We start from the raw sequence: 24,413 nt of genomic DNA on the forward strand, positions 1-24,413 counted from the left end.
AGCGCCCCCAAGCGTCACCATGACTTGGGATTGCGCGGTTGGCAATCTCGGCGCGTCGTCAGCGCAGATTGCTCAGATCAGTCGCCGCCCCACCAACTCAGCGTGAAGGGCGTGCGACGACCGTTGGCCGAAACCGTCCCGGCGACAACAGGCGTCTGATCTCCGAGATTCCGCCGCGCCGTCGCCAATGCGCCCTGATCAATCCGCGCCGACAGTTCCACCGGGCCCAAGCCGGGCGCGGAGCCGCGCATCTGCACCCGATCGTCGGTGACGACATAGGCGTCCGGCAAAACCCTGGCCTCGCCTTGCGGCCCGGTCAGCGACAGGATCAGCGGCAGCGAAGCGCGGGACCCGCCTTCCCAGGCGGCGAAGGCCTCGTCCTGTCCGATGAACAGCGATGCCACGGGCTGCTCGCTCCCCCATCTGTCGGGCGATAGTCGCCCGAGATATCGCCGTTTAGACGATGCCGGAACGTCGCTTCCGGCGTCGGTGTCGCGGCGTCGCGCCGCTCGCAAGCGGCCAGGCTCAGCAAGCCCACGACCGCCACAACCGCCCATGACGACCTCATCGATCAAGCGCCCGATCCAAGGCGCGGAACCCGGCGATGGCGATCTCGGTCGCGCTGGTGAAGATCGACGGCGTGATCCGGTCGAAGGTGTCGCTCGGTCGATGATAATCGGGATGATAATCGACGCCCATGTACAGGAAGGGCACGCCCGCCTCGTGGAAGGCGCCATGATCGGAGGCGTCGACCCAGTTGTTCTCGCCCGTATCCTGCGGGGTGTCTTTGCCGAAGGCGAAGGACACCGCCCCGTTCGACGCAACGGACTCCAGCACGGGGCGCAGATTCGGATGCTGATAGGTTCCGGTGACCCACAGATGGCCGTCGGTCTCCGCCCGCGCCGTCATGTCGAAGTTCAGGTTCAGGCTCAGCGACGACAGCGGCACCGGCGGCGCCTTGACGAACTCGCGAGCGCCCAACAGCCCCCGCTCCTCGCCGTCCAGCGCAACGATCAACACGCTGTGTTCCGGCGGTTCGGCTTTAAGCCGCGCCGCCAGCTCCAGCATCGTCGCCACGCCCGAGGCGTTGTCGTCGGCCCCGTGGAAGATCTGGCCGTCATTGACGCCGACGTGGTCATAATGGGCCGTCACCACGATATAGCGGTCGGCGACGCGCGTTCCGGGGATCAGGCCGACGATGTTGACGCCGCTGAAGGTCTTGACGCCTTCGCGGGTGCGGCCCGGCGTCTCAAACCGCTGCAAACGCCCGAACGGCGGCGCCTGAACGCCCATGGCCTCCAGCCGCGACACGATATAGGCGCGCGCCCGCTCGCCGCCTTCTGAGCCCGTGTCGCGGCCTTGCATGTCGTCGGCCGACAGGATGCGAACGTCCTCCAGCAGTTGGCTCGGACCAGTCGCGACGGCGCTCGGCGCACTCGGAGATGTCGCGGGAACGGCGGTGCAGCCGCTGACGATCAGGGCGGCGCCAGCGACGAAAAGGCAGAGGGTCGAACGAGTCATACAGGCTCCGATAAGGACGCGCGAACCTAGCGAAGAGCGGACGGCGCGTCAGCCTACGGTTCTGTCATCATCGGCTTTGCGCGATGCACGCGCGGCGCGTCAGATGATATGACGACGGCCATGGCCAACGCGATTCCTCTCGAAGTCCCCGTCGAAGACCTCACCGCCGAGACGGCCGCCGAGGCCCTGGCCTGGCTGGCCGCCGAAATGGCCCGCCATGACGCGCTCTACAACGAGGCGACGCCCGAGATTTCCGACGCGGAATACGACGCCCTGCGTGCGCGCAACCTGGCCATCGAAACCGCCTTCCCCGATTTGATCCGTTCAGACTCGCCGTCGAACAAGGTCGGCGCCGCCGCCTCAACCCAGTTCGCCGAGGTGCGCCACGGCGTGCCCATGCTGTCGCTGGACAACGCCTTCGACGAGGGCGAGGTCCGCGATTTCGTCGCCCGGATCGCCCGCTTCCTGAAGCTGCCCTCCGATGAACCGATCGCCTTCGTCGCCGAACCCAAGATCGACGGCCTGTCCGCCAATCTTCTCTATGTCGATGGCAAGCTGACGATCGGCGCCACACGCGGCGACGGCCGCGCGGGCGAGGACGTCACCGCCAATCTGAACACCATCGCCGATGTGCAGCAGACCCTGGCCGGCGACGGCTGGCCCGACCGGATCGAGATCCGGGGCGAGGTCTATGCGCCCAACGACGCCTTCGCCGCCTTCAACGCCGCCGCCGAGGCCGAAGGCCGCCGCACCTACGCCAACCCCCGCAACTTCGCCGCCGGCTCCCTGCGCCAGAAGGACGCCCGGATCACCGCCAAACGTCCGCTGAACTTCTTCGCTTACGCCTGGGGCGAACACTCCAGCGACTTCGCCGAGACCCAGTGGGACGCCCTGCAAAAGCTCAAGGCCTGGGGGTTCCCCGTCAACGCCCGCTCGCGCCGGGTCGAGGGCGCCGAGGGCCTGATCGCCGTCTATCGTGAGCTGGAACGCGACCGCGCGACCCTGGGCTATGACATCGACGGCGTGGTCTACAAGGTGGATCGCATCGACTGGCAGCGCCGGCTGGGCTTCGTCGCCCGCAGCCCCCGCTGGGCCATCGCCCACAAATTCCCGGCCCAGCAGGCGACCACGGTGCTGGAGGGCATCGACATCCAGGTCGGCCGCACCGGCTCCCTGACCCCCGTCGCCCGGCTGCATCCCGTCACCGTCGGCGGTGTCGTGGTGCGCAACGCCACCCTGCACAATGAAGACGAGATAGAACGTCTGGATGTCCGCATCGGCGACACCGTCCGCCTGCAACGCGCCGGCGACGTCATCCCCCAGATCCTGGGCGTGGCCCCGGAGTTACGTCCCGCCGACGCCGCCCCCTATGTCTTCCCTGAACACTGCCCCGTCTGCGGCTCTGAAGCCGTGCGCGAAGGCGACGAGGTCAAACGCCGCTGCACCGGCGGCCTGATCTGCGACGCCCAGATCGTCGAACGGCTGAAGCATTTCGTCGGTCGCCGCGCCTTTGACATAGAGGGATTGGGCGAAAAGCAGCTGGTCGCCTTCCATGCGCGCGGCTGGATCAAGGAGCCTGCCGACATCTTCCGACTGGCGCGCGACGAGGCGCGGCTGAAGGCGCTGGAACGCGACGACGGTTATGGCGAGACCAGCATCCGCAACCTGGTCGCTGGCATCGACGCCCGCCGCGTCATCGCGCTGGACAGGTTCTTGTTCGGTTTGGGAATCCGCGACATCGGCGAACAGACCTCCATCGTGCTGGCCCGCGCCTTCGAGAGCTGGCCTGCGCTGAAGGCCGCCTGCCTCCAGGCCGCCTCGGGCGTGCCGTCCGACGCCTGGACCGGGCTGGCCGCCGCCCACGCCATATCGCCCCGCGTCCTGGCCCTGATGGCCGAGGCTAAGCCCCCCGCCGTCGATCCCTGGCCCGAGGCCACGATAGACATGAAGATCAGCCAGGCCTTTCCCGGCCTGGCCGCCCCCGCCCGCCGGTCGTTGGCGACGATGGTTCAGGACTGGTCCGGCCTAATCGAACTAGCCCGAGTCGCGCGCGAGGACGGCCCGTCCGAAATCCTGAACCAGATCGCCGGCGTCACCGGCGTCGGTCCTGTTGCGGCGGAGGCCTTGGCCCACTTCTTCCACGAGCCGCATAATCTGCAGGTCGTCGCCGCGCTCGAAGCCGAACTGACCGAGATCCTCGACGCCGAACGCCCCAAGTCCGACACGGCGGTCGCCGGCAAGACCGTCGTCTTCACCGGCGCCCTGGAACGCTTCACGCGCGACGAGGCCAAGGCCCGTGCTGAAAGCCTGGGCGCAAAGGTCTCGGGATCGGTGTCGAAGAAGACCGACTACCTCGTCGCCGGGCCCGGCGCCGGCTCCAAGCTCAAGGACGCCGAGAAACACGGTGTCCAGGTGCTCACAGAGGACGACTGGCTGGCCCTGATCGAATGAGCCATGCCGGTTGAGATCCACCGACTCGGCGCAAGGCTAATAACTTGACCTAAGGTCCGGTTTTCGTTGGTGTTCGCGCAGCATTTCGGCCTTGTTTTCGGCCGAAAGCCGGATCACCTTGTGCATCAAAGGGTCGCACAGGCGACCTGAACAAGGGAACGACCATGAAGACCAAGATCATGCTGGCCGCCGCTGCGCTGGCGACGGCCCTCGCCTCTCCGGCCCTGGCGGGTGATCCAACCGGCCTGTGGCAGACGCCGACCAATGGCGGTCAGGTGCGGATCGCGCGCTGCGGCCAAGCGCTGTGCGGCACGCTGGTGACCTCGGACCACATCCGCCGCGACGCCAACGCGCGTGACGAGCATAATCGTGACTCCTCGCTGCGGACCCGCACCCTGCGCAATCTGCCGATGCTGACGGGCTTCACCGGCGGTCCGACGGAATGGCGCAACGGCTCGGTCTATAATCCGGCCGACGGCGGCACCTATCGCGGCACCATCACCATGACAAACGACAACAGCCTGCGTCTGCGCGGCTGCATCGTCGCCCCGCTCTGCAAGACGCAGACCTGGACCCGCATCCAGTAGGATTTGTTGCGAGGCAAAAGAATGGCCCGGCCGGAGCGATCCGACCGGGCCTTTTTCTTGTCCGCTTGTCAAAGCTAGCGGTTTAGCGCCGCCCGCGCCGCCTCTGCGTAGCGATGGCCCGTCGCGGCGCCTTTCGGGAAGACGGCCTGGATCTGCGCCAGTTCTTCAGACGTCAGGACGACGTCCACGGCCGCTGCATTCTGCTCTAAGGTGGCGATGCGACGCGTGCCGGGGATCGGAATCAAATCCCCGCCTTGGGCCAGCACCCAGGCCAGGGCCAGTTGAGCGGCGGTTATGCCCTTGTCCGACGCAATGGCCTTCACCGCCTCCACCAAATCCAAATTCTTTTGGAAGTTCTCGCCCATGAAGCGCGGGTTGGTGCGGCGGAAGTCGTCGGCGTCCAGATCGTCGATTGAGGTGATATCGCCCGACAGGAAGCCCCTCCCCAGCGGGCTATACGGAACGAAGCCGATGCCGAGTTCACGCACGACTGCGAACAATTCGTCCTCCGGCTCGCGGCTCCATAGCGAATATTCGGTTTGCAGCGCCGTGATCGGATGGGTCGCATGGGCCTTGCGCAGAGTGTCGGGCGCGGCTTCAGACAGGCCAAGGAAGCGGACCTTGCCCTCCTTCACCAGTTCCGCCATCGCCCCGACCGTGTCCTCGATCGGCGTGTCCGGATCGACGCGGTGCAAATAGTAGAGATCAACGTGATCGACGCCCAGGCGTTGCAGGCTGCCCTCGATGGCGCGCCGCACATTGGCCGGGCTGCCGTCGGTCATCAGCTTGGTGCGGTCGGCGTTATAGTTGATACCGAATTTGGTGGCGATGAAGGCCTGGTCGCGCCGGCCCTTCAGCGCCTTGCCGACCAGCGCCTCGTTGATGTGAGGACCGTACATCTCGGCCGTGTCGAACAGAGTAATGCCCAGATCGAGCGCACGATGAATGACGGAAATGGACTGGGCCTCGTCGGCGCCGCCGTAGAAGGCGCTCATGCCCATGCAGCCCAGGCCAATGGCCGAAACCTTGGGGCCGTTCGCACCCAACTTGCGCGTCTTCATGGGGGCCTTCTCCTGTCGATGTGGGGATCGGCCTAAATGCGGATAGGACGGCCGACGATCAGGAGATGGTCGCGACGACGGCGGGCTGCAAGCCCGGCCGCGCTTTGCGATGGTACCGCCTCTCAGGCTTGAACTGAGGACCTCCGGTTCCACAAACCGGCGCTCTAACCAACTGAGCTAAGGCGGCCCGCTCATCGCGAGGCGCGTTCTCTACCGGGCCTGCGGCAGGCGATCAAGCGCCTTCCTCACATTTCGTCAGGAGATTTCGCGGGTGACAGCCCAAACGAAAACGCCCCGGAGATTGCTCTCCGGGGCGTCCTGTCTATTGCCGTGACGATCACCCGAGGGTGAAGGGCACCCGGACGCGGAAGGTCGCGTCTTGGGCGGCGCCATCGACGGTCCGCGGGGACAGTTGTCCACGCTGAACCACCCGAATGGCGGCGCGGCCAAAGCCCATTCCGGCAGGCTCTTCGGACACCACGCGGCAGTTCGCCGGAGATCCGTTGGAGCGCGCCGTGCACTCGACCGTAGCCGAACCGCTGATTTCACGCTCCAGCGCACGCGCCGGGAAGTCATCAGCCGTCGGACGCGGTTGGCGCGACCACTGAACGTTCGTGATCGTCGACGGACGCGGTGGAGCCGGAGGCGCGGGCGGCGGCGGAGGTCCAGGAATATTGACGGGCGGACCCGTGTATTCAACCCGATCTTCCTTCTTCGTCGGCGTGATGTTGACCGGCGGAGGGGGAACGATGTTCGGGACCGGAGCCGGCACGCGCACCTGAAGCTTCGGCGGCGGAGGCGTATCCGTCGGCGGAGGCGGCGGGGGCGGAGGCGGCGGAGGCGGCGGAACCGGCTCGACCAACTCGACCTCGACGGACTCGTCGACGTAGTTGAACTCCTTCAGCTTGAACTTGGACTGCTGAACAAAGAAGATCAGCAACGCGAACAAGATGCTGACCACCATCAGGCAGACGATCAGCACGGGGTAGGACACCCCCATGAAGCCCTTCTTCTTGGGTACGTCGTAGCGACTGCGATGATATTCGACGTCTGTCATACTATCTCCGCATCCTAACTCGTCGCCTGGTCTTCGCCGACCAGCGCAACGCTATAGAAGCCGTTATCTTGCAGCGCATTCATGACCTGCATGAAGTCGCCGTAACGGGTGTTCTGGTCGCCCCGAATGAAGATCCGCTCATCGGCCGGGTTCCGGGATCCGATCTGTTTCTTCAGATCTTCACCCAGGGCTCCGACGTCGGTCCGGAAGTCGCCCACATAGACGTCGCCGTCATTCTGGATCGAAATATAGACCGGCTTGGGCGGGTTCGGGGCCGCCTTGGCGACGGCGATTGGCAACTCAACAGGCACCGACACGGAGGCTAGCGGAGCTGCCACCATGAAGATGATGAGCAGGACCAGCATGATATCAACGAAAGGCGTAACGTTGATATCACTGTTGGCCTGAGGCAGGTTGCCAGCGCCGCCCGATTTAATCTTGGCGGCCATCCGTCTTACGCCCCCTTGTCGAGCTGACGCGAGATGCCGTTCAGCAGCTCAGCGGCGAAGCCGTCGGCGCGCGTGCCGTAAGCAGCGATGCGGGTGTTGAAGTAGTTGTAGAACACAACGGCCGGGATAGCGGCGAACAGACCGATACCGGTGGCCAGCAGAGCCTCAGCGATACCCGGAGCCACGACGGCCAGGTTGGTCGTGTTCGACTGGGCGATACCGATGAAGGAGTTCATGATGCCGTAAACGGTGCCGAACAGACCGACGAACGGACCGATCGAGCCGACCGACGCCAGGAACTGCTGGCCGCCCGACAGGCGCAGGGCCAGACCGGATTGCACGGCGGCGACAGCCGACTGAGCGCGGGCCATGGCCGAGTCGAGGTGATCGCCGGTGACCGACAGACCCGATTGACGCGACAGTTCGATTTCCTCGGTGGCGGCGGCGGCCATGTCGGCCAGCGGGTTGCCGTCGAACTCTTCCTGAGTCGAGACAGCGCGCATGTCAGCGATGGTGCGGGCGCCGCGGAAGTTCTCGAGGAAGTTGTCGGTCTTACGGTTCAGAGCGCCGAACTCGAACAGCTTGATGAGCAGCAGGGTCCACGACAGGATCGAGGCCAGCAGCAGGCCGGCCATGACGACCTTAACGACGACCGTGGCTTCCATGAACATGGAGATCGGGGTGATGTCGCCGTGACCGCCGCCGACTGCGTCGTTCACCGTTGCGGGATCAGCTTCGCCGGCAGCGGGAGCGGCGGCTGCGGGAGCCGCAGTCGAGGCGGCCGGGGTGGGCTCGGCCGGGGCCTGGGCCAGGACCGGCGAGCTCGCCATCAGCGCGGCGGCGCCGGCCATGGCGAGAAGGATATTCGTCTTTTTGCTGTTCAGCATAATTCGCCAGTTCCTGCTTGGTCTGACTCGTGGAACCAAAGGTGCGGCCATAGTCAGCGACCGCCCCCCAACCTGAAATGTTTCCTTCAACGCGCCCGTCCTTTCGAGGATAAGAGCTCGCTGAAATCTTCGGTGGAGATCGAAACGGTCGCCCGCCTCGTCTCCGCTGGTCGAACCTTCGGAGACACGTCTCCGGCGATCCGCATTAACGTCTTCTTGCGAAGGCGCCTCAACCCTTTGACGAACCCTTACCGGAGCGTCAAGGGACAACAGGGGCTTTTAACCCGTCGAGAGACATGGAGAAAAGTTCCACCAACCGGCGCATTAAAGTGCAGCTGCGCGACATTTTGATGATGATCTGGCGTCAGATGGAGCAAGTTTGTTCAAAACGGCCATCTTGAGCGCGATCATGTCCCGATATTGCAAATGTCGGGCTGATCGCTGCAAGCCCACTGAAACCCAAGGAGGGCGCAAAGGCCGCAGCGCAGGATCATGCGTCCGAAACAATCGATTTTCACGGTGTAGGAAAATATGGTGCCTGGAGGCGGGTTCGAACCACCGACACGCGGATTTTCAATCCGCTGCTCTACCAGCTGAGCTATCCAGGCGCCGACGCGGCGTCGCGAGAGGCGGGTCTATAGGGGAGGCTTTTCCGCCTGTCCAGCGCCCAATCCGTACTTTTCGTCATCATCTTGCGCACCCTCGTCCAGGGCGACCGGAATGGCATAGGCGCCAGTGAACCAGCGTTGAAGATCGACATCCGAACAGCGGCGTGAGCAGAAGGGCTTGTACTTGGGATCGGCGTCAGCCTTGCGACAGATGGGACAGGAAGCCACCGCTCAACCCTCTTCTATTCGTCCGCGCCCTGGCGGGATCGCGGCATCGGCCTGAATCACCGCTCGCGGGCCCAGACGAGCCGCCAGGGGATAAGCGATCAGGGCTTCGTCCGGTGCGCAGCGCGCGATGATGCGTGGCGACAAGGTATCCGCCAGCAGCTGCCGTCGCAAAGCGCGCACGACAGATATGGCCCGCGTCTGAACCGAGGGGCTTCCGCAGGCGTCGAGCAGAATCTCCTCGATCGGCGTGCGACACCAGGGAAGCGACATCTGCAACAGGCCGAATCGACTGACGGGTCCGAAGACGGCCTGGGGTTCATGACCGAACGCGGCCCGCGCGACCTTGGACTGCGCCTCGGCGTCCTGACCGTCCCCGACCATGTCGATGACGACTAAACCACCCCAGTTCCGCAGGCCGATCAGCCGCGCCGCCTGTTTCAACCCCTCCCGATTCGCAGTCGCCCTTGCCTGTTTCGGATCACGACCGGGGGTGGAGGTGAAGTCGATGTCCACAGCCACTAAGGCGCGCGTGCGTTCGATGGCGAGATCGATTCCGTGTGAGGCGAAAACGACCGATTGAGCCAGAGCCTCCTCCTCTGCCTCGACCACGGCGTCGATGGCGGGGATGCCGGTGACTGATTCCTCGCCGGGCGCGAAATCGCGCAACTGTGCGGCGATGCTGGGTGCGGGCTGGGTCAGGCGAGACGCCCCCTCCCCCGGCCCCAGACGGCGAACCACCGCCCCTTTTCCCGCTCGAGGTTCGGCGGTGACGACGACTTCCAGCCGTTGGCCTTTCGTAAGTCGGTCGTTTTTTGGGAACGGCAGAAAGGCGGCGGCAGGTGCGGCGATATCGACGAAGGCGCCGCGCAAGCCGGGGTTCACCTCAATGACACGCCCCACCGAGCGGGCGCCGAGCCGGGTCTGCGCCGCATCATCCTCACGATGGATCAAAAGATGAGTGTAGCGACCGTCCCGCATGATCGCGCCACGCGTTTCGCCAGGCGTCTCGTCGAGGAAGACCTCGACTGCGCCGCTCATGAACGCCAGCCGACGCCGTGCAAAAGCTGGACGGCTTCGTAGACGGGCAGGCCCATCACGGACGGATGGCTGCCGACGATACGCTGAATGAAGGCGGCCGCTGGGCCCTGGATGCCATAGCCGCCGGCCTTGCCGCGCCAGTCGCCCGTGGCGACGTAGGATGCAATCTCGTGGTCCGACAAGGGTTTGAAGGTCACGCGGGTTTCGTTGACGCGCGACGACAGTTTCCCGGCGCGCCAGACGGCGACGCCGGTGAAGACGCGGTGATTACGGCCGGACAGCAGTTTCAGAAAGCGTGTCGCCTCGGCCTCGTCCGCCGCCTTCTCCAGAAAGCGACGCCCCACGGCGACAACCGTATCGGCGGCGATGACCACCGCGTCGGGACGGCGTTCTGCGACGACCAGGGCTTTCGAGGTGGCGAGCCGTTCGGCCAGACGCGGCGGGGTCTCGCCCTTCATAGGCGTTTCGTCGATGTCGGCGGGATCGATGTGGTCGGGCGTGATCCCGACCTGCGCCAGCAATTCGATGCGGCGCGGGCTGGCCGAAGCCAGCACCAGTTCGGGGCGACCCGCAGCCACTTACTTGAAGCGATAGGTGATGCGACCCTTGGTCAGGTCGTAGGGGGTCATTTCGACCAGCACCTTGTCGCCGGCCAGAACGCGGATGCGGTTCTTGCGCATCTTGCCGGCGGTGTGGGCGATGATCTCGTGGTCGTTCTCGAGCGTCACGCGGAAAGTGGCGTTCGGCAGCAGTTCGCTGACGGTGCCGGGAAACTCGAGCAGTTCTTCCTTAGCCATGCGGCCTCTCACGCCCGTTGAATATGCGTTCGACCCCACGCCGGGCGGGCGCGAGGGGCGGAATGGACGGGCCTAATGCCCGAAAAGACAGAGATAGTCGAGGTCAGCCGCGACGGTAGAGGGCGCAGAGCAATGTAAACAGGCGCCGCGACGTCTCGTGATCGACCACGATCTTGCCGTCCAGTCGCGTCTTCAGCTGCTCGGCCCCTTCGTTGTGAAGGCCGCGCCGGCCCATGTCGACCGATTCGATCTGGCTGGCCGAGGATCCGCGCAGAGCCTCATAGTAGCTGTCGCAGATCATCAGATAGTCTTTGATCACGCCCTTAAGCGGCGTCAGGCTGATGGCGTAGGTCCGCGTGAAGTTCTCGCCGTCGATGTCGAACACCAGACGATTGTCCTGAAGCGACAGCTTCAGCCTGTAGGGTCCACCCTCGGCGCCGACGGGCTCGAAGCTGTTCTTCTCGACCAGATCAAAGATGGCGACGCGACGCTCGTGCTCGATCTCGGCCGTCGCCGCCGGCAGGGTCGCGGCGTCCAGTTCGACCGAGGCCAGCTTGTGATCGGCGCTCATGCCGCAGTCCCTTCGTCCAGTTCGGGCGTGTCCAGGTGGGTCGGCGCGATCCGTGCGGGCCAGCGGTCGGAGATGTCCGTGACGACGGCGTCCAGACATTCCACGTCGATTCGCAGGTCGCCGCCGCCGGCGAACATCAGGATGACGCGCCCGCTCAGGTCCTCGGTCGGAATGAAGTCGAGCGCGAGCAGTTCGAGCGAGGCGTCGGGACTGCGCGACAGGCGACGGCTCTTGACCGCCAACACATCGCCGAACTGCATGGCGCACATCACCCGCGTCCCGCCGCACTCCCAGCAGAAGCGGCTAAAGGCGATGGTTAGGGTTCGGGCCGCCTTTTCCCAGACAATATCGACGGGCCGCAGGATGGCGTCTTGGAGCGCGGCGGAGATGATCTGAAGATCGTCGGCGTCCTCGGCCAGCAGACGCAGCGGTTCGACCGGCGCCTTGGCTTCGGGGATGACGCCATCGATCTCAGTGCTCATCACCTGTTCCCTTTATGCGGCGGATGTCGGCTCCGCACGCGCCGAGCTTTTCTTCCAAACGCTCGAAACCGCGATCCAGATGATAGACGCGTCCGACCGTCGTGTCGCCCTCAGCGACGAGGCCCGCAATGACCAGGCACATGGACGCGCGCAGGTCGGTCGCCATAACCGGTGCACCGTGCAGGATTTCGACGCCGGTGACGTGCGCCTCTCCGGCATGAACCGAAATGTCGGCGCCCAGTCGCGCCAACTCCGGCACATGCATGAAGCGGTTTTCGAAGATCGTCTCGCGAACCGTGCTGACGCCGTCCGCCGTCGTCATCAGCGCCATGAACTGGGCCTGGAGATCGGTGGCGAAGCCCGGATAGATGGCCGTCTCGACGTCCACGGCCCTCAGTCGCTGCTTCGGGTCGCGCTTGATCAGCACGCCGTCGGCGGTCGGCGACACCTCGACGCCCGCCTCGACCATCTTGTCGGTCAGCGAACCGATCAGTTCAGCCCGCGCCTTGGTCAGGCGCACCTCGCCGCCCGCCATGGCGGCGGCGACGGCGTAGGAGCCCATTTCGATCCGGTCGGGAATCACAGACCAGGTCGTCCCGTTCAGCGACGAGACGCCGGTGATGGTCAGGACGTCGGTGTCGATGCCCTCGATCCTAGCGCCCATGGCCGTCAGACAGTGGGCCAGATCGCCGATCTCGGGTTCGCGCGCCGCGCGTCGCAGGACGGTCGTGCCTTCCGCCAGCACGGCGGCCAGAAGCGCATGTTCGGTGGCGCCGACCGAAACGAAGGGGAATTCGATCTCGGCGCCCTTCAGGCCCTTGGGCGCGCGGGCGGTGACATAGCCTTCGTCCAGCTCGATCTCTGCGCCCAGCGCCGTCAGCGCCTGCAGGTGCAGATCGACCGGACGCGCACCGATGGTGCAGCCGCCTGGCAGCGAGACCTTGGCCTCGCCGGTGCGCGCCAGCAGAGGCCCCAGCACATTGAACGAGGCCCGCATCTGGCGCACCAGATCATAGGGGGCGAAGGTCGAGGTCAGATCCTTTGCGTGGAATAGACTTTCCTGACCATCCGCGCCGTCACGCTCGGTCACTTCGATGCCGAACTGGCGCAGCAACTGACCCAGGAACCGGGTGTCGGCCAGGCGCGGCATATTGGTCAGCAGCAAAGGCTGATCCGTCAGGATCGAGGCGGCCATCAGCTTGATGGCGGAGTTCTTGGCGCCGCTGACGGGAATGTCCCCGAAAAGCTGGGCGCCGCCCTGAATGGCGATGCTGTCCATGACGTCCTTAAGCGCGCCCGATGCCAACGCCTCGGGGGGGGAAGGTTCTCTAGCAAGCCGGCGGGCGCTTGCCAAAGGGCTGCGTGATCGCGAGCCGATGACTTTCAGTTGCTGTCGCGCGGCGCGGCCGGCGTGCGCGCGGGCGCCTTGCGCCGGCGCAGATTGGCCCGGAGCGCCGAGGCCAGCCGCATGGCCTTTTCCGCCTTTGCGCGCGCTTTCTCGAATTCCGGCCCCGATTCGACGATCGGCGTCGCCTGCGCGGCGGCGGAGGGCGTATTGGCGTCATGCGGCGTGCGAGTCATGGCGCGATGATGCCGTGATCACGGGCCATGTCCAAACTTTCTTTCAGATCGTCAAAAAGCCGCTTCCCTCCCCGGAAGGGTTTGGCTATACGGCCGCTTCCTCAGTCGGGGCCGCCGTAGCTCAGTGGTAGAGCGCATCCTTGGTAAGGCTGAGGTCGTGGGTTCGATTCCCCCCGGCGGCACCATCTGAGACTTGAAAAGGCCCGGCTTTCGCCGGGCCTTTTTGATTTCCAGATCGGACAAAAAAGCCTTCAGTCGTAGCCGTACAGGCCGCGGCGATAGGGATCGCGGTCATCCGCATCGCCGTCCTTGCTCCAGCTGAACCCCATAGACATCGACTTGGTCGTGGTGTCGGCCCCATAGCCTCGACCGCGCCAGCTGCCGCCATAGGGCGAGTAGAAGCCCGGCCCGCGCAGACCATAGCCGTCGTAGCCGTAGCCCCACGGCTCGTTGCGGCCTTCGCGGTAGGCGAGGTCCAGGCGGCCGTTCTCGCCGACGGGCAAGGAAACGGCCGCGCCATAGCTGCGATAGCCCCCGGTGCCGATCCCGGCCTCGACCATGCCATGCATCTTGCGCTCGGCCGGCGCGCCCGGCTCTGCGCTTTCGTCGAAGCTGGCGCCCGGCGTGCGCGCGCTGATCCAGTATTGGATCTGCTGTTCGGTGGTCATGCCGTGCGGTGCGGCGTCCTGAGCCGTCGGCGCAGTCAACGACGCCTCAGGCGCCGCCGCCAGGGCCTGAGCCAGGGTGGGCGCGTTTGTCGGCGCGGTCGTCACCACGCCGTCAGGATCACCGTCCGACGCCGCCAGCGCCACACCCGCCAAGAGACTTGCGATCAGCATAGGCCACCTCCGTTCGACATCATCCTAGCACAGCGATTGAGGCCAAGGTCAGGCGATGCCGTCGCCCCGGTTCAGGGGGTCCGGCAGGGCCTCGCCTTCGGCCACGAAACTGAGCGCGACCGAGTTGATGCAATAGCGGTTTCCGGCGGGCGGCGGGCCGTCGGGGAAGACGTGACCCTGGTGGCTGCCGCACCGGGCGCATTGGGTCTCGATCCGGATCATGCCGTAGCTGGTGTCGCGGATCGCGTGGACGTGGGCTTCATCGACCGGTTGGGTGAAGCTGGGCCAGCCGGTGCCGCTTTCGAACTTTGTTCCGCTCTTGAACAGCGGCAAGCCGCATTCGCGGCAGCAGAAGACGCCTGCCCGCTTCTCGCCCAGCAGAGTGCCGCAGAAGGGCGCCTCCGTGCCATGAGACAGCAGGACGCGCTTTTCCTCTGGGTTCAGATCGGCTTCGAGCCGGACGCGTTCTTCGGCGTTTGGCGGCGTCAGGTCATAGCCCGACGGCGAACGGAGGGATTCGGAGGTTTGGGCGAGATCGGTCATGGACTGCAAATAAGAAGGGCGGGCCAAGGGTTCCACCCCTGCCCGCCCCTCGTTCATTCGACCGACCGTTCCTTATTGGAACAGCGTGCCCACCCAGGCGCGCACGGCCGCTTCGTCCGTCGCCGAGCCGGTATAGGCAAGGCCCTGCGCCGGGGTGAAGGGCGCATCGTTGCCGCGTTGACGCGTGGTCCAGGCCTTATGACCATAGGTCAGCTCGGCATAGTTCGACGGCAGGCGCAGCACAGTCGGTTCGATGAAGATCGAGTCCTCGGCCGTCACCGATCCCGCCAGTCGCACGTTCGGCAGGCGCGTCAGCAGATCCAGCGTATCCAGGCACCCGCTGGTGCAGCCGCTGTCGACCAGGACCACGACTGGACCCGCGACCGGATTCGCCGCGCCCGTGTCCGCCACCGAAGGACGGCCTGGCATGGTGAAGGTCGGCTGATTGGCGGCCAGGGCCGAATCGAAGGCGGCGACGATGGCCTGGGTCTGTTCAATCACCGGGCCGGATTCGGCGACGAAGCGCGGGTCGGCCTGCATGCGCGCCAAGGTGTCGGCGAACCACTGACGGTTCGCGGGCGTGGCGCGGTAGGTGATCGAGCCGGCTTCAGGCTGACGGCTGACGGTGAACTCCGGCGTCCAGATGCGGTTGGCCAAGCCATAGCCCTTGCCCGTCGCATTCAGCGAAGCGCCGTTTGCACCGCGCAGATCGATGACCAGCCCCTGCGCCTCGCGAATGGCGGGCAGTTGGGCTTCGACAGCGGCGTAGAAGGCGTCCCATCCGGCGTCGTCAGCCAGGGTGTGAACGTTGATCCACGGACGGCCATCGACCGTCTCGACCGACAGCGGATTGGCGCCCGGCGTGTAGACGGTGGCGCGATAGGCGGCTTCCAGGCTGGCGGCGTCGGCCGGCTGGGGCTGCATCTGGAAGTCGCGATCACGACGCCCGACCTTGAAGGTGCAAAGCGAGGGCACGCCGCCGGTGAACGGGTTGTTGCGGTTCCACAGCAGATAGGGGGCGGTGCGGACACGTCCGGCTTCCGTCGTCAGGTCGCCTTCCCAGCGGTCCAGCCGCTCTTCGGCCAACTGAGCGGCGGTCTTGTCGCCGCATTTGACCAGGGTCGCGCCGAGCGGCGGCACGTTGCGAACGCCGGGCTTCACATAGGAAACGACATATTCGCCGTTGCGCCACGCCGTGGTCACGCCCGGCCAGCTGGTCGCGAAGAAGGGGCCGAGGCCTTCGTAGGTCGGGCGAATCGCGATGTTCGAATCGCGGAAGCCGTTGGCGTAGTAGCGCATCAGATAGGCGTGGCTGTCGCCGCTGTTCACGCGGCCAACCTTGCCTTGCGCATCGGTCAGGCCGGAATCGATCCAGCTGCGAAACGCTTCGCTGGGCGCGCCGGGAATCACGGCGGCGGGGTGGTTGGCGGCCAGGGCGTCATGCGCGGCCTGAAGGTCCTGTTGCGCCAGAGCGCGAAAATCCTGTGCGACAGCGGCGCCGGCGGCGACGGTCAGCGACAGAACGGCGGCCGATGCGGCGGCGATCATTCGGTTCATGGGTTTCCTGCGGCCTTTGATTTCAAGCTCGTGGGAAAGGTTAAACCTCATGCGTCCGGCGCTTGCCAACCCCGCCGCGCGGGATTTCGCCCGATTGTCACATGGGCTGCGGCGATGCGGCGCGCATCAAAGCGGCGCCGGCGCCTCGACCGCTGCGCCGAAGATCCGATCGAAGCTGCGCCTCAAGGCCTCGTCCGCCTCGTCCATCGTCGCCAGAACGCCGAGATCGACCAGGCTGGTGACGCCGTGTTCCTGAATGCCGCAGGGGACGATGCCGCCGAAATGATCCAGATCCGGCTCCACGTTCAGGCTGATGCCGTGGAAGCTGACCCATTTGCGAACCTTGACGCCGATGGCGGCGATCTTGTCCTCACGCGACCACCCTGCCCCCTTGCGCTCGACCCACACGCCCACGCGACCCGGCCGGATGTCGGCCTTAACGCCGAACGTCTCCAGGGCGCCGATCAGCCACAGTTCAAGCCCGCGCACGAAACACCGGACGTCCTTGCCGCGCCGGTTCAGGTCCAGCATCACATAGGCCACGCGCTGTCCCGGCCCGTGATAGGTGAACTGCCCGCCCCGCCCTGTGCGGTGCACCGGAAACCGGCCGGCATCCAGAAGGTCGTCGTCCTTGGCCGAGACGCCGGCGGTGTAGAGCGGCGGATGCTCCAGCAACCAGACCATCTCATTCGCCTCGCCCGCCGCAATGGCCGCGACGCGCGCCTCCATGAAGGCCTCTGCGGCCGCATAGTCGACGTAGCCTTTCGACACGGCCCATTCGACTGGTCGGTCATCGTCGAGACGCAGTTTCTGAAGGGACGGGCTTAACGGCTCAGCAAGCATGAGGCTTCAATGTGATCGCCAGGGCGTTTCTGCAAGAGACGGCCCTCCAGTGAAGAGAGCTTTACGTGACCCAGATCAACGCCGTCGATGTCGAAATCTCAGTGGTTCTGGGTCGCTCGGTGCTGCCGATGTCGCAACTGCTGCGCATGGGGCGCGGCGCGGTGATTCCCCTAGACGCCGCAGAAGGCGACGAGGTCTGGATCCTGGCCAACAACTATCCGGTCGCGCGCGGCGAAATCGAGATTCGAGACGACCGTATCGCCATCACCGTCACCCGTCAGGCGGACGTGTACGACTTCATGGCCGGCTCGGCCTGATGCTCTGATCCGCGACGTCTTTGCGTCGTTCATTTCACCCTTTCCTTTTCCAACGGCTTCGTCTATTCGCCGCCGCTCCGATGCGAGCGGTCGTGGCGGAATTGGTAGACGCGCAGCGTTGAGGTCGCTGTGGGGCAACCCGTGGAAGTTCGAGTCTTCTCGACCGCACCATCTGGCTAAACAGGGCGATTCATCGGCTAAATACGGCTGGACATTCTACCAAGGGAGGCGACCACGTGAGCACCACGGACACCGCCTTTGCTCCAGACGAGACGCTCGATAACGAAGACCACGCCGCCCTGGACGAGGACTATGTCCTCACCCCCCAATTCGTCGAGAAAGTCGTGGACGCCGCCGACGACGGCGACGGGATGCGGCTGCGCTCGTTGTTGGAAGACCTGCACCCGGCCGACGTCGCCGACCTGATGGGCTTTCTGACGGCGGAACACCGCGCCGTCGTGGTCCTTTGGTTGCCGCCCGAGCTTCTGGCCGAGACCCTGCCCGAGCTCGACGACAATATCCGCGAGGAGGTGCTGGAGCGGGTCCCGCACGGCACCCTGGCCGAGGCGCTGCAGGAACTGGATTCCGACGACGCCGCAGCCGTCGTCGAAGACCTGGAAGACGACCAGCGCGAACGCGTTCTGGCCGCCATGCCCGAAGTCGATCGCGCCGCCATCGAAAGCAGCCTGGGCTATGCGGAAGAATCCGCCGGCCGCCTGATGCAGCGCGAGGTGATGGCCGCGCCCCAGTTCTGGAGCGTGGGCGACACCATCGACCACATCCGCAAACAGGGCGACGACCTGCCCGAGCTGTTCTTCGACATCTATGTGGTCGATCCGCTGAACCGTCCGGTCGGCGGCGTGCCGATCAGCGGCCTGCTGCGAGCCGCCCGCACCGTCGCCCTGACCGATCTTATGGAGCCGATCAACGAGATCGCCGTCGATCAGGATCAGGAAGAGGTCGCCTACATCTTCGAGAAATACCACCTGATCTCGGCGCCCGTCGTTGACGCGGCCGGTCGGCTGGTCGGTCAGATCACCGTCGATGATATCGTCAACATCATTCAGGAAGAAAACCGCGAGGACATCCTGCGTCTGGCCGGTGTCGCCGACGAGGACCGCGGTTCGTCCGTGCCCGAAATCGTGCGCGGTCGCGTGCCCTGGCTGGCGATCAACCTGGCGACGGCGGCCCTGGGCGCCAGCGTTATCGGCCTGTTCGAAGCCACCATCCAGCAGATCGTCGCTCTCGCCGTGCTCATGCCGATCGTCTCGGCCATCGGCGGCAACGCCGGCACCCAGGCCCTGACCGTGACCGTGCGCGCCCTGGCGACACGCGAGCTGAACAGTTCGAACGCCCCGCGCACCTTCTGGCGCGAGATGGTGGTCGGCCTGGCCAACGGCCTGATTCTGGCGCCTCTGATCGGCATCGCGGCCGGCTTCTGGTTCCGGGACGAAGACTGGAAGATCGGCCTGGTGATCGGCGCGGCCATGATCCTGAACCTGCTGGTCGCCGCATCGATCGGGGTCCTGACGCCCCTGACACTGTCGAAGCTGAAGTTCGACCCTGCCGTGTCGTCGGCGGTGTTCGTTACGGCGACCACCGACTTCTTCGGCTTCCTAATCTTCCTTGGTCTGGCCACACTGGTGCTGCTCTAGACACGAGGCGGACGATCCGGCGCGGCCCTTGCTGGGAGCGGTGCGAGCGCCGCGCGCCTGTTTCCAATTGGGTCAACTGTGTCTGACGTCCTCCCAAAACCGACCAAGGTGTCCCGCGAGGGCGTCCTGCTGATCAAGAGTTTCGAAGGCTTCCGGCCTCGGGCCATGCAGCGCAGCGACGGTCGCTGGGTCATCGGCTATGGCCACACCCAGTCGGCCCGTGAGGGCGCAAGAGTGTCCGAGGCCGAGGCCGAACTGCTGATGCAATACGACCTAATCCCGGTCGTGAAGGCCGTGGCCGATCACGTCCGCGTTCCCCTCAACCAGCATCAGTTCGACGCCCTGGCCAGTTTCGCCTTTTCCATCGGCGCAGACAGGTTCGCCGCCTCCCACGTGGTCAAGCAGTTGAATGCAGGATCTGCTCGTCAGGCGTCCGCTTCCATGAGCGCCTGGGCCGATGAAGCCGCAGCCGAAACCCCGACCCGCCGTCGCTCGGCTGAACATGCGCTGTTCAACGCCGCGCCCGGCGCGCCGGTCACGCTGGCGGACCTTTTGGCCGCGCCTCTGCCGTCTCCTTTCGAGACGGATGAACCGACCCTGCCCGCCGTCGAAGGCGCCCTGGATGAAGCCCTCGCTCCCTTCCCGGCGCAAGACGGCGCAGCGCTGGCTCAAGCGACCATCGTGCCTCAGCCGCACGCCGTCTATACCGCGACGGCTGTCGGCCCGGTCCCGGACGTCGTGCCGTTGACCCGGCAATCGGAGAGCGTCTCCGTCGCCGCGCCGATCATCGCCGCCAACGACATCCACGCCCCGGTTGAAACCCAACAGCCGGAGACGCCGTTGGGCTTCGCCGATGCGCAGAAGACCAGCGTGGTGCTGACCGCGCCGGGACTGGCCGAAGCCGCGTCCGGCGACAGCGCCGCCGCACCGGCCATCGAAGGTGATGCCGCCGCCAGCGAAGACGTGCTGAGCACGCGCGAGGTGGTGGCCCGCGCTCGGGCCAAGCGGCGCTCGGGCCTGGGTGAAACCCTGACCTTCGTCATCATGGGCGGCCTAGGCGCCCTGTGCCTCGGCGTCGCCATGGCCGCCTTTCGCCGCGCGTCGCTATCGAACAGCAGCGACACCGCCACGGTCGCCTGGGTCCTGATCCTGGTCGCCGCCGCCTGCCTCGGCGTATCAGGCTACAACTGCTATCGGCGCTGGGGACGGGCTGACCGCGTCTGACAGCGCTTGGCGAAAGGCCGTGCGCGATGCTACGCCCTAGCGCATGAGCATTCCCTTCGCGCCCCAATCCATGGAATTCGGCCTTGGCGACAACGCCGACGCCATCCGCGACACCACCGCCCGTTGGGCCTCCGATCGTCTGGCCCCGCTGGCCGCCGAGATCGACGAAAAGAACGCGTTCAAACGCGAACTCTGGCCCGAGATGGGCGAGCTGGGCCTGCACGGAATCACCGTCGAGGAAGAGTTCGGCGGCCTTGGCCTGGGCTATCTCGAACATGTCGTCGCGATGGAGGAAGTGTCGCGCGCCTCGGCCTCGATCGGCCTGAGCTACGGCGCCCACTCCAACCTGTGCGTCAATCAGATTCGGCGCTGGGGCACGGCCGAACAGAAGCAGAAATATCTGCCCAAGCTGATCAGCGGTGAACACGTCGGTTCGCTGGCCATGTCCGAGGCCGGATCAGGTTCCGACGTCATGTCGATGCGCACCCGCGCCGAAAAGAAGGGCGATCGCTACGTCCTGAACGGCACCAAGTTCTGGATCACCAACGCCCCCCACGCCGACACCCTCGTCGTCTATGCCAAGACCGATCCGGATGCGGGATCAAAGGGTTGCACCGCCTTCCTGATCGAAAAGGGCATGAAGGGTTTCAGCGTCTCCAAAAAGCTGGACAAGATGGGCATGCGCGGCTCGGACACCGCCGAACTGGTGTTCGAGGATTGCGAAGTGCCGGAAGACAACATCATGGGTCCGCTGGGCGGCGGCGCCGGCGTGCTGATGAGCGGCCTGGACTATGAGCGCGCCGTTCTGGCCGCCGGTCCGCTCGGCATCATGCAAGCCGCACTCGACGTGGTCCTGCCCTACGTCCGCGACCGCAAGCAGTTCGGAAAGCCGATCGGCTCGTTCCAGCTGATGCAGGGCAAGATCGCCGACATGTATGTCGCCCTGAACAGCGCCCGCGCCTATGTCTATTCGGTCGCCCGTGCCTGCGACGCCGGCCTGACAACGCGCTACGATGCGGCGGGCGCGATCCTGCTGGCGTCCGAGAATGCGGTGAAGGTCACGATGGAGGCCGTTCAGGCCCTGGGCGGCGCCGGCTACACCAAGGAATGGCCGGTGGAACGCCTGGTCCGCGACGCCAAACTCTATGACATCGGCGCCGGCACCAACGAGATCCGCCGCTTCCTGATCGGACGGGAACTGCTGGGCGGCTGACGGCTTGTCTCCGCACAAGGAGACAGACCATGCCCGCCAAATCCGCCGCTCAGCAAAAGGCCGCCGGCGCCGCCCTGTCGGCCAAGCGTGGGGACACCCCGAAGTCGAAGCTGAAGGGCGCATCCAGGTCCATGGTCGAGTCCATGACGGAAAAGCAGCTGGCAGAGCTTGCCGAAACCAAGCGCAAGGGCAAACCCGAGCACGTGAAGGACTGAGACACAGTCGATTTATCTGAGGACCTGTCCGTTCTGTAAGTGGCGATCCGCGCGCCGACCGCCTAGATGGGCGCAATCTCCAGCCGAGCGCCCCGCCTGATGCCCGCCCAACCGCCCCCCAACGACGACCTGCGGCGGTTCTCCGACGTCCTTGAAGACCTCGGGCACGCCCCAGAACCCAAGCTGACCATGGCCGAACTGGTCGCGTCGTTCGGCGAGCGCGGATTCGGGGCCATGATCCTGATCCTGTCGCTGCTGGCGCTTTTGCCCTGGCCGCCCGGCGGCAAGGCGGTCTTCGCCGTACCGATCATCCTGATGTCTCTGGAACTGGCCTTCCAGAGGCAGAGCGTGTGGCTGCCGCGCTGGATGTTGAAGGCTTCGGTGTCCCGCGCCGCCTACACGTCCTTGATCGCCACGCCGTTCGCAGCCCCCGCCTGGCTACGCCGCTGGGTGCTGTCGGCAAAGGTGCGGATCGCCGGGCGCGGCTACATCTTTTCCGACGGCGTGAGGCGCGCCGTTCGCAGACGGCCGAATGGGCTGAGCGTCCTGAAGATGGTCCGCGCCATCGAACGCTTGACCCGCCCGCGCCTGCCGCTGCTGACCGGCGATGTCGCCGACACCTTCACCGGCTTGGTCTGCGTCGTGTTGGCCCTGATCATGGCCTTGCCCATTCCGTTCGGGGACGCTTTGCCCGGCATCGCCCTGGTTCTGTTCGCCCTAGGCATGATGCAGCGCGACGGCGTCGCCATCCTGCTCGGCGTCGTCGCCACCGCTGCCAGCGCCCTCTATCTGTTCCTGATCTGGGCCACGGTGGTCGAGGTCGCGCAGCACGTCACCGGCTGGTTCGCTAAGCTGCTGCACTGACGGCGACAAAAAGGGCCGCCGGGTTTCCCCGACGACCCTTCATTGCCTGACCGCGAACGGTCCGGCCGCAACTCAGTCTGAAAGGCTCAGACCAGACCCTCTCCGAGGGCCAGGGTCGCGGTCGCCGCTCGCGATTGATGACAATGAGACACTGGATCACCTCCTTTCGACTGTTGAACAGGGAGGTGAATCATAAGACCGCTCAACGGCTTGCGCCAATGGGGTTCGCGCTTTCGTGAACGCGTGCCGATCTACTGCGTCGGCGACGCCCCGCCGGACAGGCCCTGCATGATCATGCGGTTGATGTCGATCAGGTCCTGGAAGCTCTCCTCGCCTCGCATGATCGCCGAGGAATGGCGATTGACGAACAGGCTCAGCGAAATGATCTGCGCCCGCATCGGAGCGCCCAGGGCGTTGCCCGGGTCGCTGCACTCGCCGGCCAGCGTCGACCAGAGACGCCGGTTCCAGTCCAGCGCATCGATGCGGGTGGCGATGTCGGATTCATCGACGGTCGAAGCGTGAACCAGAGCGCGCGTGACCTGACCGAACAGACGGTACTCCAGGTCGCGCGGGCTTTCAGCCCTCGCCGTCGCCGCTGTGTAGGCCTGAAGCGACATTCAGCACTCTCTCTTCATACTCGACAATCTTACGCGCCGACATCAGGGCCTTGTAGTATTCGCGCGCCAGCACATGACGCGAGGCCGCGACACATTCCGCCAGTATCTCGGGATTCTGTGTAGCGCCCATGAATTCCGTGATCCGCAGGGCCAGTTCGTCGAAGAACTTCGACGCCGAACTCTCGTCCAGATACATCATCATGATCGGGAAATAGATGCGGCGTGCGGGCGTAGTGACATCCTCGGCCTGCATGATGTCCTTCTCGCGCAGGACGCTGGCGCGGTTCTGAAGGATCAGCACGCCGCGACGATCGCCGTTCTGGACCACGGCGCCATTCAGAACGAACTTTTCGCCGGGTTTCAGCGACAGCTTCAAGGCCATTGAGGACCGTACTCCAGTCGTGTCGAGCCGGTCGCGCACGACAGCTCCGAGTGAATCAGACTCTACCCCGGCATCAGTTAACCATCCCTTGTGAGAGCGATCCGCTGGAACGCGTATCGTCGCCGTTGCGTTGGCTTGTCGAAGAGGAGACGACCATGCCGGACAACGACTATCAGGACGATCAGGAACAGTCTGAGACGTTCGACGAAACCCATCTGGACGACGAGGGCGACGGCGAATTTTTGCTGGATGAAGCCGATCAGGTGCTGGACGTGACCCAGGCCGATGGCGACGCCGACGAAGAGGATTTCGACGAAGACGCCGAGATTGATCTCGATGACCAGTTGGCCCTCGACGGCATCGAACGCGAAGCCGACGCCCTGCTGGGCGTGGATGGCGAAACCCGCGATCAGATCGACGCCGAAGGCGGGCCTGCGTCGGCGCCGGACGAAGTCGAGCTGGTCTATTCGGGCCTGATGGAAAACGAACGCGGCGCACAGGCCAGCGCCGCACACTGGGAGGCCAAGCGGCTTTCCGATGACGACATCACCGACCTGGGATACGGCCCGGACGGCGATCAAGACGCTCCGGCGCAATAAGGAGAGAATGACATGACCGACGACAAAGCCCGTCACGACGCGTCGCCCGACGCTCCGCACGCCAAGCGCACGACTTCGCAGGACGGCGTGCCGGACCAGCTCGACAAGATCGACAAGTCCGACAGCCGCCAGGAGGCCCTGGTTGATGAAGGCCTGGAAGAAACGTTCCCCGCCAGCGATCCAGTCTCGGCGAAGCGCATCACCTGATCGCTGTTCACAACGCAAGT

General features: G+C 65.3%; 30 protein-coding genes and 4 tRNA genes. 12 read left to right on the plus strand and 22 right to left on the minus strand.

The window, feature by feature from the left end; translation table 11 throughout:
• Positions 1–77: 77 nt before the first annotated feature.
• The gene (locus LG306_RS12595; RefSeq protein ID WP_404415017.1) at positions 78–404 is read right to left on the minus strand and encodes a hypothetical protein; all 327 of its coding nucleotides are present in this window, start codon (positions 402–404) and stop codon (positions 78–80) included.
• 160 nt (positions 405–564) lie between these two features.
• Positions 565–1,521, minus strand: coding sequence for a M28 family peptidase (locus tag LG306_RS12600; protein ID WP_404415018.1), 957 nt, complete (start codon positions 1,519–1,521; stop codon positions 565–567).
• 120 nt (positions 1,522–1,641) lie between these two features.
• On the opposite strand from LG306_RS12600, the gene ligA reads away from it, so the two are divergent.
• Positions 1,642–3,972: an NAD-dependent DNA ligase LigA gene (ligA, locus tag LG306_RS12605; RefSeq protein ID WP_404415021.1), complete on the plus strand. Its 2,331-nt coding sequence runs from the start codon at positions 1,642–1,644 to the stop codon at positions 3,970–3,972.
• A gap of 164 nt (positions 3,973–4,136) precedes the next feature.
• Positions 4,137–4,559, plus strand: a complete 423-nt coding sequence (locus tag LG306_RS12610) for a DUF2147 domain-containing protein (protein ID WP_404415024.1) — start codon at positions 4,137–4,139, stop codon at positions 4,557–4,559.
• A gap of 74 nt (positions 4,560–4,633) precedes the next feature.
• On the opposite strand, the gene LG306_RS12615 is transcribed toward LG306_RS12610, so the two are convergent.
• The 14 genes from LG306_RS12615 to LG306_RS12680 form a co-directional block, all read right to left on the minus strand.
• Positions 4,634–5,620, minus strand: a complete 987-nt coding sequence (locus LG306_RS12615; RefSeq protein ID WP_404415027.1) for an aldo/keto reductase — start codon at positions 5,618–5,620, stop codon at positions 4,634–4,636.
• Between the two features lie 110 nt (positions 5,621–5,730).
• Positions 5,731–5,807, minus strand: a tRNA-His gene (locus LG306_RS12620).
• Positions 5,808–5,957: 150 nt separating this feature from the next.
• Positions 5,958–6,677: an energy transducer TonB gene (locus LG306_RS12625; protein ID WP_017505195.1), complete on the minus strand. Its 720-nt coding sequence runs from the start codon at positions 6,675–6,677 to the stop codon at positions 5,958–5,960.
• Between the two features lie 14 nt (positions 6,678–6,691).
• Positions 6,692–7,126 carry a biopolymer transporter ExbD gene (locus LG306_RS12630; RefSeq protein ID WP_017505196.1) on the minus strand — a complete coding sequence of 145 codons (435 nt, stop codon included), beginning with the start codon at positions 7,124–7,126 and terminating at the stop codon, positions 6,692–6,694.
• 5 nt (positions 7,127–7,131) lie between these two features.
• A complete protein-coding gene (locus tag LG306_RS12635) occupies positions 7,132–8,013 on the minus strand; it encodes a MotA/TolQ/ExbB proton channel family protein (protein WP_017505197.1) in 882 nt (293 codons plus the stop codon).
• Positions 8,014–8,545: 532 nt separating this feature from the next.
• Positions 8,546–8,621 (minus strand) — tRNA-Phe (locus tag LG306_RS12640).
• A gap of 27 nt (positions 8,622–8,648) precedes the next feature.
• Positions 8,649–8,849 carry a DNA gyrase inhibitor YacG gene (locus tag LG306_RS12645; protein WP_404415032.1) on the minus strand — a complete coding sequence of 67 codons (201 nt, stop codon included), beginning with the start codon at positions 8,847–8,849 and terminating at the stop codon, positions 8,649–8,651.
• Between the two features lie 3 nt (positions 8,850–8,852).
• Positions 8,853–9,887: a ribonuclease E/G gene (locus LG306_RS12650; RefSeq protein ID WP_404415035.1), complete on the minus strand. Its 1,035-nt coding sequence runs from the start codon at positions 9,885–9,887 to the stop codon at positions 8,853–8,855.
• The gene (locus LG306_RS12655; RefSeq protein WP_404415038.1) at positions 9,884–10,465 is read right to left on the minus strand and encodes a Maf family protein; all 582 of its coding nucleotides are present in this window, start codon (positions 10,463–10,465) and stop codon (positions 9,884–9,886) included. Before LG306_RS12655 ends, LG306_RS12650 begins: the two co-directional genes overlap by 4 nt.
• Complete coding sequence (gene infA / locus LG306_RS12660; RefSeq protein ID WP_008261544.1) at positions 10,466–10,684, minus strand: translation initiation factor IF-1; 219 nt, start codon at positions 10,682–10,684, stop codon at positions 10,466–10,468.
• A gap of 103 nt (positions 10,685–10,787) precedes the next feature.
• On the minus strand, positions 10,788–11,255 hold the full coding sequence (locus tag LG306_RS12665) for a UPF0262 family protein (protein WP_017505201.1): 468 nt from the start codon (positions 11,253–11,255) through the stop codon (positions 10,788–10,790).
• Positions 11,252–11,737, minus strand: coding sequence for a DUF2948 family protein (locus LG306_RS12670; protein ID WP_066551770.1), 486 nt, complete (start codon positions 11,735–11,737; stop codon positions 11,252–11,254). The genes LG306_RS12665 and LG306_RS12670 overlap by 4 nt, the downstream gene beginning before the upstream one ends.
• A complete protein-coding gene (murA, locus tag LG306_RS12675; RefSeq protein WP_404415043.1) occupies positions 11,727–13,016 on the minus strand; it encodes a UDP-N-acetylglucosamine 1-carboxyvinyltransferase in 1,290 nt (429 codons plus the stop codon). Before murA ends, LG306_RS12670 begins: the two co-directional genes overlap by 11 nt.
• Before the next feature lie 104 nt (positions 13,017–13,120).
• Positions 13,121–13,318 (minus strand): hypothetical protein, encoded by a 198-nt coding sequence (locus LG306_RS12680; RefSeq protein WP_404415046.1) that lies wholly within the window; start codon positions 13,316–13,318, stop codon positions 13,121–13,123.
• A gap of 110 nt (positions 13,319–13,428) precedes the next feature.
• On the opposite strand from LG306_RS12680, the gene LG306_RS12685 reads away from it, so the two are divergent.
• A tRNA-Thr gene (locus LG306_RS12685) sits at positions 13,429–13,503 on the plus strand.
• 66 nt (positions 13,504–13,569) lie between these two features.
• Here the strand turns inward: LG306_RS12685 and LG306_RS12690 are convergent.
• From LG306_RS12690 to lipB, 4 genes are all read right to left on the minus strand, one after another.
• A complete protein-coding gene (locus LG306_RS12690) occupies positions 13,570–14,157 on the minus strand; it encodes a hypothetical protein (RefSeq protein WP_404415049.1) in 588 nt (195 codons plus the stop codon).
• A gap of 48 nt (positions 14,158–14,205) precedes the next feature.
• On the minus strand, positions 14,206–14,700 hold the full coding sequence (gene msrB, locus LG306_RS12695) for a peptide-methionine (R)-S-oxide reductase MsrB (RefSeq protein WP_404415051.1): 495 nt from the start codon (positions 14,698–14,700) through the stop codon (positions 14,206–14,208).
• Between the two features lie 72 nt (positions 14,701–14,772).
• On the minus strand, positions 14,773–16,257 hold the full coding sequence (locus LG306_RS12700) for a hypothetical protein (protein WP_404415054.1): 1,485 nt from the start codon (positions 16,255–16,257) through the stop codon (positions 14,773–14,775).
• Positions 16,258–16,383: 126 nt separating this feature from the next.
• Positions 16,384–17,100 (minus strand): lipoyl(octanoyl) transferase LipB, encoded by a 717-nt coding sequence (gene lipB, locus LG306_RS12705; protein WP_404415057.1) that lies wholly within the window; start codon positions 17,098–17,100, stop codon positions 16,384–16,386.
• A gap of 65 nt (positions 17,101–17,165) precedes the next feature.
• On the opposite strand from lipB, the gene LG306_RS12710 reads away from it, so the two are divergent.
• The 7 genes from LG306_RS12710 to LG306_RS12740 all read left to right on the plus strand — a co-directional run bounded on the left by LG306_RS12710 (position 17,166) and on the right by LG306_RS12740 (position 22,588).
• Positions 17,166–17,417, plus strand: coding sequence for a FliM/FliN family flagellar motor switch protein (locus tag LG306_RS12710; RefSeq protein WP_017505209.1), 252 nt, complete (start codon positions 17,166–17,168; stop codon positions 17,415–17,417).
• A gap of 86 nt (positions 17,418–17,503) precedes the next feature.
• A tRNA-Leu gene (locus LG306_RS12715) sits at positions 17,504–17,588 on the plus strand.
• 65 nt (positions 17,589–17,653) lie between these two features.
• Entirely contained in the window at positions 17,654–19,072 is a 1,419-nt protein-coding gene (gene mgtE, locus LG306_RS12720) for a magnesium transporter (RefSeq protein ID WP_045811312.1), read from the plus strand.
• 78 nt (positions 19,073–19,150) lie between these two features.
• Positions 19,151–20,296 carry a glycoside hydrolase family protein gene (locus LG306_RS12725; protein WP_404415062.1) on the plus strand — a complete coding sequence of 382 codons (1,146 nt, stop codon included), beginning with the start codon at positions 19,151–19,153 and terminating at the stop codon, positions 20,294–20,296.
• 43 nt (positions 20,297–20,339) lie between these two features.
• A complete protein-coding gene (locus tag LG306_RS12730) occupies positions 20,340–21,509 on the plus strand; it encodes an isovaleryl-CoA dehydrogenase (protein WP_404415065.1) in 1,170 nt (389 codons plus the stop codon).
• A 29-nt stretch (positions 21,510–21,538) separates the two neighbouring features.
• Positions 21,539–21,724, plus strand: coding sequence for a DUF3008 family protein (locus LG306_RS12735; protein WP_017505213.1), 186 nt, complete (start codon positions 21,539–21,541; stop codon positions 21,722–21,724).
• Between the two features lie 99 nt (positions 21,725–21,823).
• Complete coding sequence (locus tag LG306_RS12740) at positions 21,824–22,588, plus strand: exopolysaccharide biosynthesis protein (protein ID WP_404415068.1); 765 nt, start codon at positions 21,824–21,826, stop codon at positions 22,586–22,588.
• A gap of 251 nt (positions 22,589–22,839) precedes the next feature.
• Here the strand turns inward: LG306_RS12740 and flaF are convergent, their stop codons facing one another.
• Both flaF and flbT read right to left on the minus strand, forming a co-directional pair.
• Positions 22,840–23,205 (minus strand): flagellar biosynthesis regulator FlaF, encoded by a 366-nt coding sequence (gene flaF, locus LG306_RS12745; protein WP_017505215.1) that lies wholly within the window; start codon positions 23,203–23,205, stop codon positions 22,840–22,842.
• The gene (flbT, locus tag LG306_RS12750; RefSeq protein ID WP_404415071.1) at positions 23,165–23,587 is read right to left on the minus strand and encodes a flagellar biosynthesis repressor FlbT; all 423 of its coding nucleotides are present in this window, start codon (positions 23,585–23,587) and stop codon (positions 23,165–23,167) included. Before flbT ends, flaF begins: the two co-directional genes overlap by 41 nt.
• Positions 23,588–23,742: 155 nt before the next feature.
• Here flbT and LG306_RS12755 point away from each other — a divergent pair, with 155 nt between their 5' ends.
• Positions 23,743–24,186 carry a hypothetical protein gene (locus LG306_RS12755; RefSeq protein ID WP_404415074.1) on the plus strand — a complete coding sequence of 148 codons (444 nt, stop codon included), beginning with the start codon at positions 23,743–23,745 and terminating at the stop codon, positions 24,184–24,186.
• A gap of 12 nt (positions 24,187–24,198) precedes the next feature.
• Positions 24,199–24,393, plus strand: coding sequence for a hypothetical protein (locus LG306_RS12760; protein WP_017505218.1), 195 nt, complete (start codon positions 24,199–24,201; stop codon positions 24,391–24,393).
• Positions 24,394–24,413 lie beyond the last annotated feature (20 nt).

Source organism: Brevundimonas vesicularis (assembly GCF_044807075.1).
Taxonomy (GTDB): Bacteria; Pseudomonadota; Alphaproteobacteria; order Caulobacterales; family Caulobacteraceae; genus Brevundimonas; species Brevundimonas vesicularis_G.

What these genes read in the sequence shown, in the direction of transcription:
- LG306_RS12635 (WP_017505197.1), bottom strand. Translation starts at nt 8,013, where the DNA reads ATGCTGAACAGCAAAAAGACGAATATCCTTCTCGCCATGGCCGGCGCC.
- LG306_RS12755 (WP_404415074.1), top strand. Translation starts at nt 23,743, where the DNA reads ATGCCGGACAACGACTATCAGGACGATCAGGAACAGTCTGAGACGTTC.
- LG306_RS12740 (WP_404415068.1), top strand. Translation starts at nt 21,824, where the DNA reads ATGCCCGCCCAACCGCCCCCCAACGACGACCTGCGGCGGTTCTCCGAC.
- ligA (WP_404415021.1), top strand. Translation starts at nt 1,642, where the DNA reads ATGGCCAACGCGATTCCTCTCGAAGTCCCCGTCGAAGACCTCACCGCC.
- lipB (WP_404415057.1), bottom strand. Translation starts at nt 17,100, where the DNA reads ATGCTTGCTGAGCCGTTAAGCCCGTCCCTTCAGAAACTGCGTCTCGAC.
- LG306_RS12610 (WP_404415024.1), top strand. Translation starts at nt 4,137, where the DNA reads ATGAAGACCAAGATCATGCTGGCCGCCGCTGCGCTGGCGACGGCCCTC.
- LG306_RS12615 (WP_404415027.1), bottom strand. Translation starts at nt 5,620, where the DNA reads ATGAAGACGCGCAAGTTGGGTGCGAACGGCCCCAAGGTTTCGGCCATT.
- LG306_RS12670 (WP_066551770.1), bottom strand. Translation starts at nt 11,737, where the DNA reads ATGAGCACTGAGATCGATGGCGTCATCCCCGAAGCCAAGGCGCCGGTC.
- LG306_RS12630 (WP_017505196.1), bottom strand. Translation starts at nt 7,126, where the DNA reads ATGGCCGCCAAGATTAAATCGGGCGGCGCTGGCAACCTGCCTCAGGCC.
- LG306_RS12760 (WP_017505218.1), top strand. Translation starts at nt 24,199, where the DNA reads ATGACCGACGACAAAGCCCGTCACGACGCGTCGCCCGACGCTCCGCAC.
- msrB (WP_404415051.1), bottom strand. Translation starts at nt 14,700, where the DNA reads ATGACCGATCTCGCCCAAACCTCCGAATCCCTCCGTTCGCCGTCGGGC.
- flbT (WP_404415071.1), bottom strand. Translation starts at nt 23,587, where the DNA reads ATGGCCTTGAAGCTGTCGCTGAAACCCGGCGAAAAGTTCGTTCTGAAT.
- LG306_RS12680 (WP_404415046.1), bottom strand. Translation starts at nt 13,318, where the DNA reads ATGACTCGCACGCCGCATGACGCCAATACGCCCTCCGCCGCCGCGCAG.
- LG306_RS12600 (WP_404415018.1), bottom strand. Translation starts at nt 1,521, where the DNA reads ATGACTCGTTCGACCCTCTGCCTTTTCGTCGCTGGCGCCGCCCTGATC.
- LG306_RS12650 (WP_404415035.1), bottom strand. Translation starts at nt 9,887, where the DNA reads ATGAGCGGCGCAGTCGAGGTCTTCCTCGACGAGACGCCTGGCGAAACG.
- LG306_RS12665 (WP_017505201.1), bottom strand. Translation starts at nt 11,255, where the DNA reads ATGAGCGCCGATCACAAGCTGGCCTCGGTCGAACTGGACGCCGCGACC.
- LG306_RS12625 (WP_017505195.1), bottom strand. Translation starts at nt 6,677, where the DNA reads ATGACAGACGTCGAATATCATCGCAGTCGCTACGACGTACCCAAGAAG.
- flaF (WP_017505215.1), bottom strand. Translation starts at nt 23,205, where the DNA reads ATGTCGCTTCAGGCCTACACAGCGGCGACGGCGAGGGCTGAAAGCCCG.
- LG306_RS12735 (WP_017505213.1), top strand. Translation starts at nt 21,539, where the DNA reads ATGCCCGCCAAATCCGCCGCTCAGCAAAAGGCCGCCGGCGCCGCCCTG.
- LG306_RS12690 (WP_404415049.1), bottom strand. Translation starts at nt 14,157, where the DNA reads ATGCTGATCGCAAGTCTCTTGGCGGGTGTGGCGCTGGCGGCGTCGGAC.
- LG306_RS12700 (WP_404415054.1), bottom strand. Translation starts at nt 16,257, where the DNA reads ATGAACCGAATGATCGCCGCCGCATCGGCCGCCGTTCTGTCGCTGACC.
- infA (WP_008261544.1), bottom strand. Translation starts at nt 10,684, where the DNA reads ATGGCTAAGGAAGAACTGCTCGAGTTTCCCGGCACCGTCAGCGAACTG.
- murA (WP_404415043.1), bottom strand. Translation starts at nt 13,016, where the DNA reads ATGGACAGCATCGCCATTCAGGGCGGCGCCCAGCTTTTCGGGGACATT.
- LG306_RS12730 (WP_404415065.1), top strand. Translation starts at nt 20,340, where the DNA reads ATGAGCATTCCCTTCGCGCCCCAATCCATGGAATTCGGCCTTGGCGAC.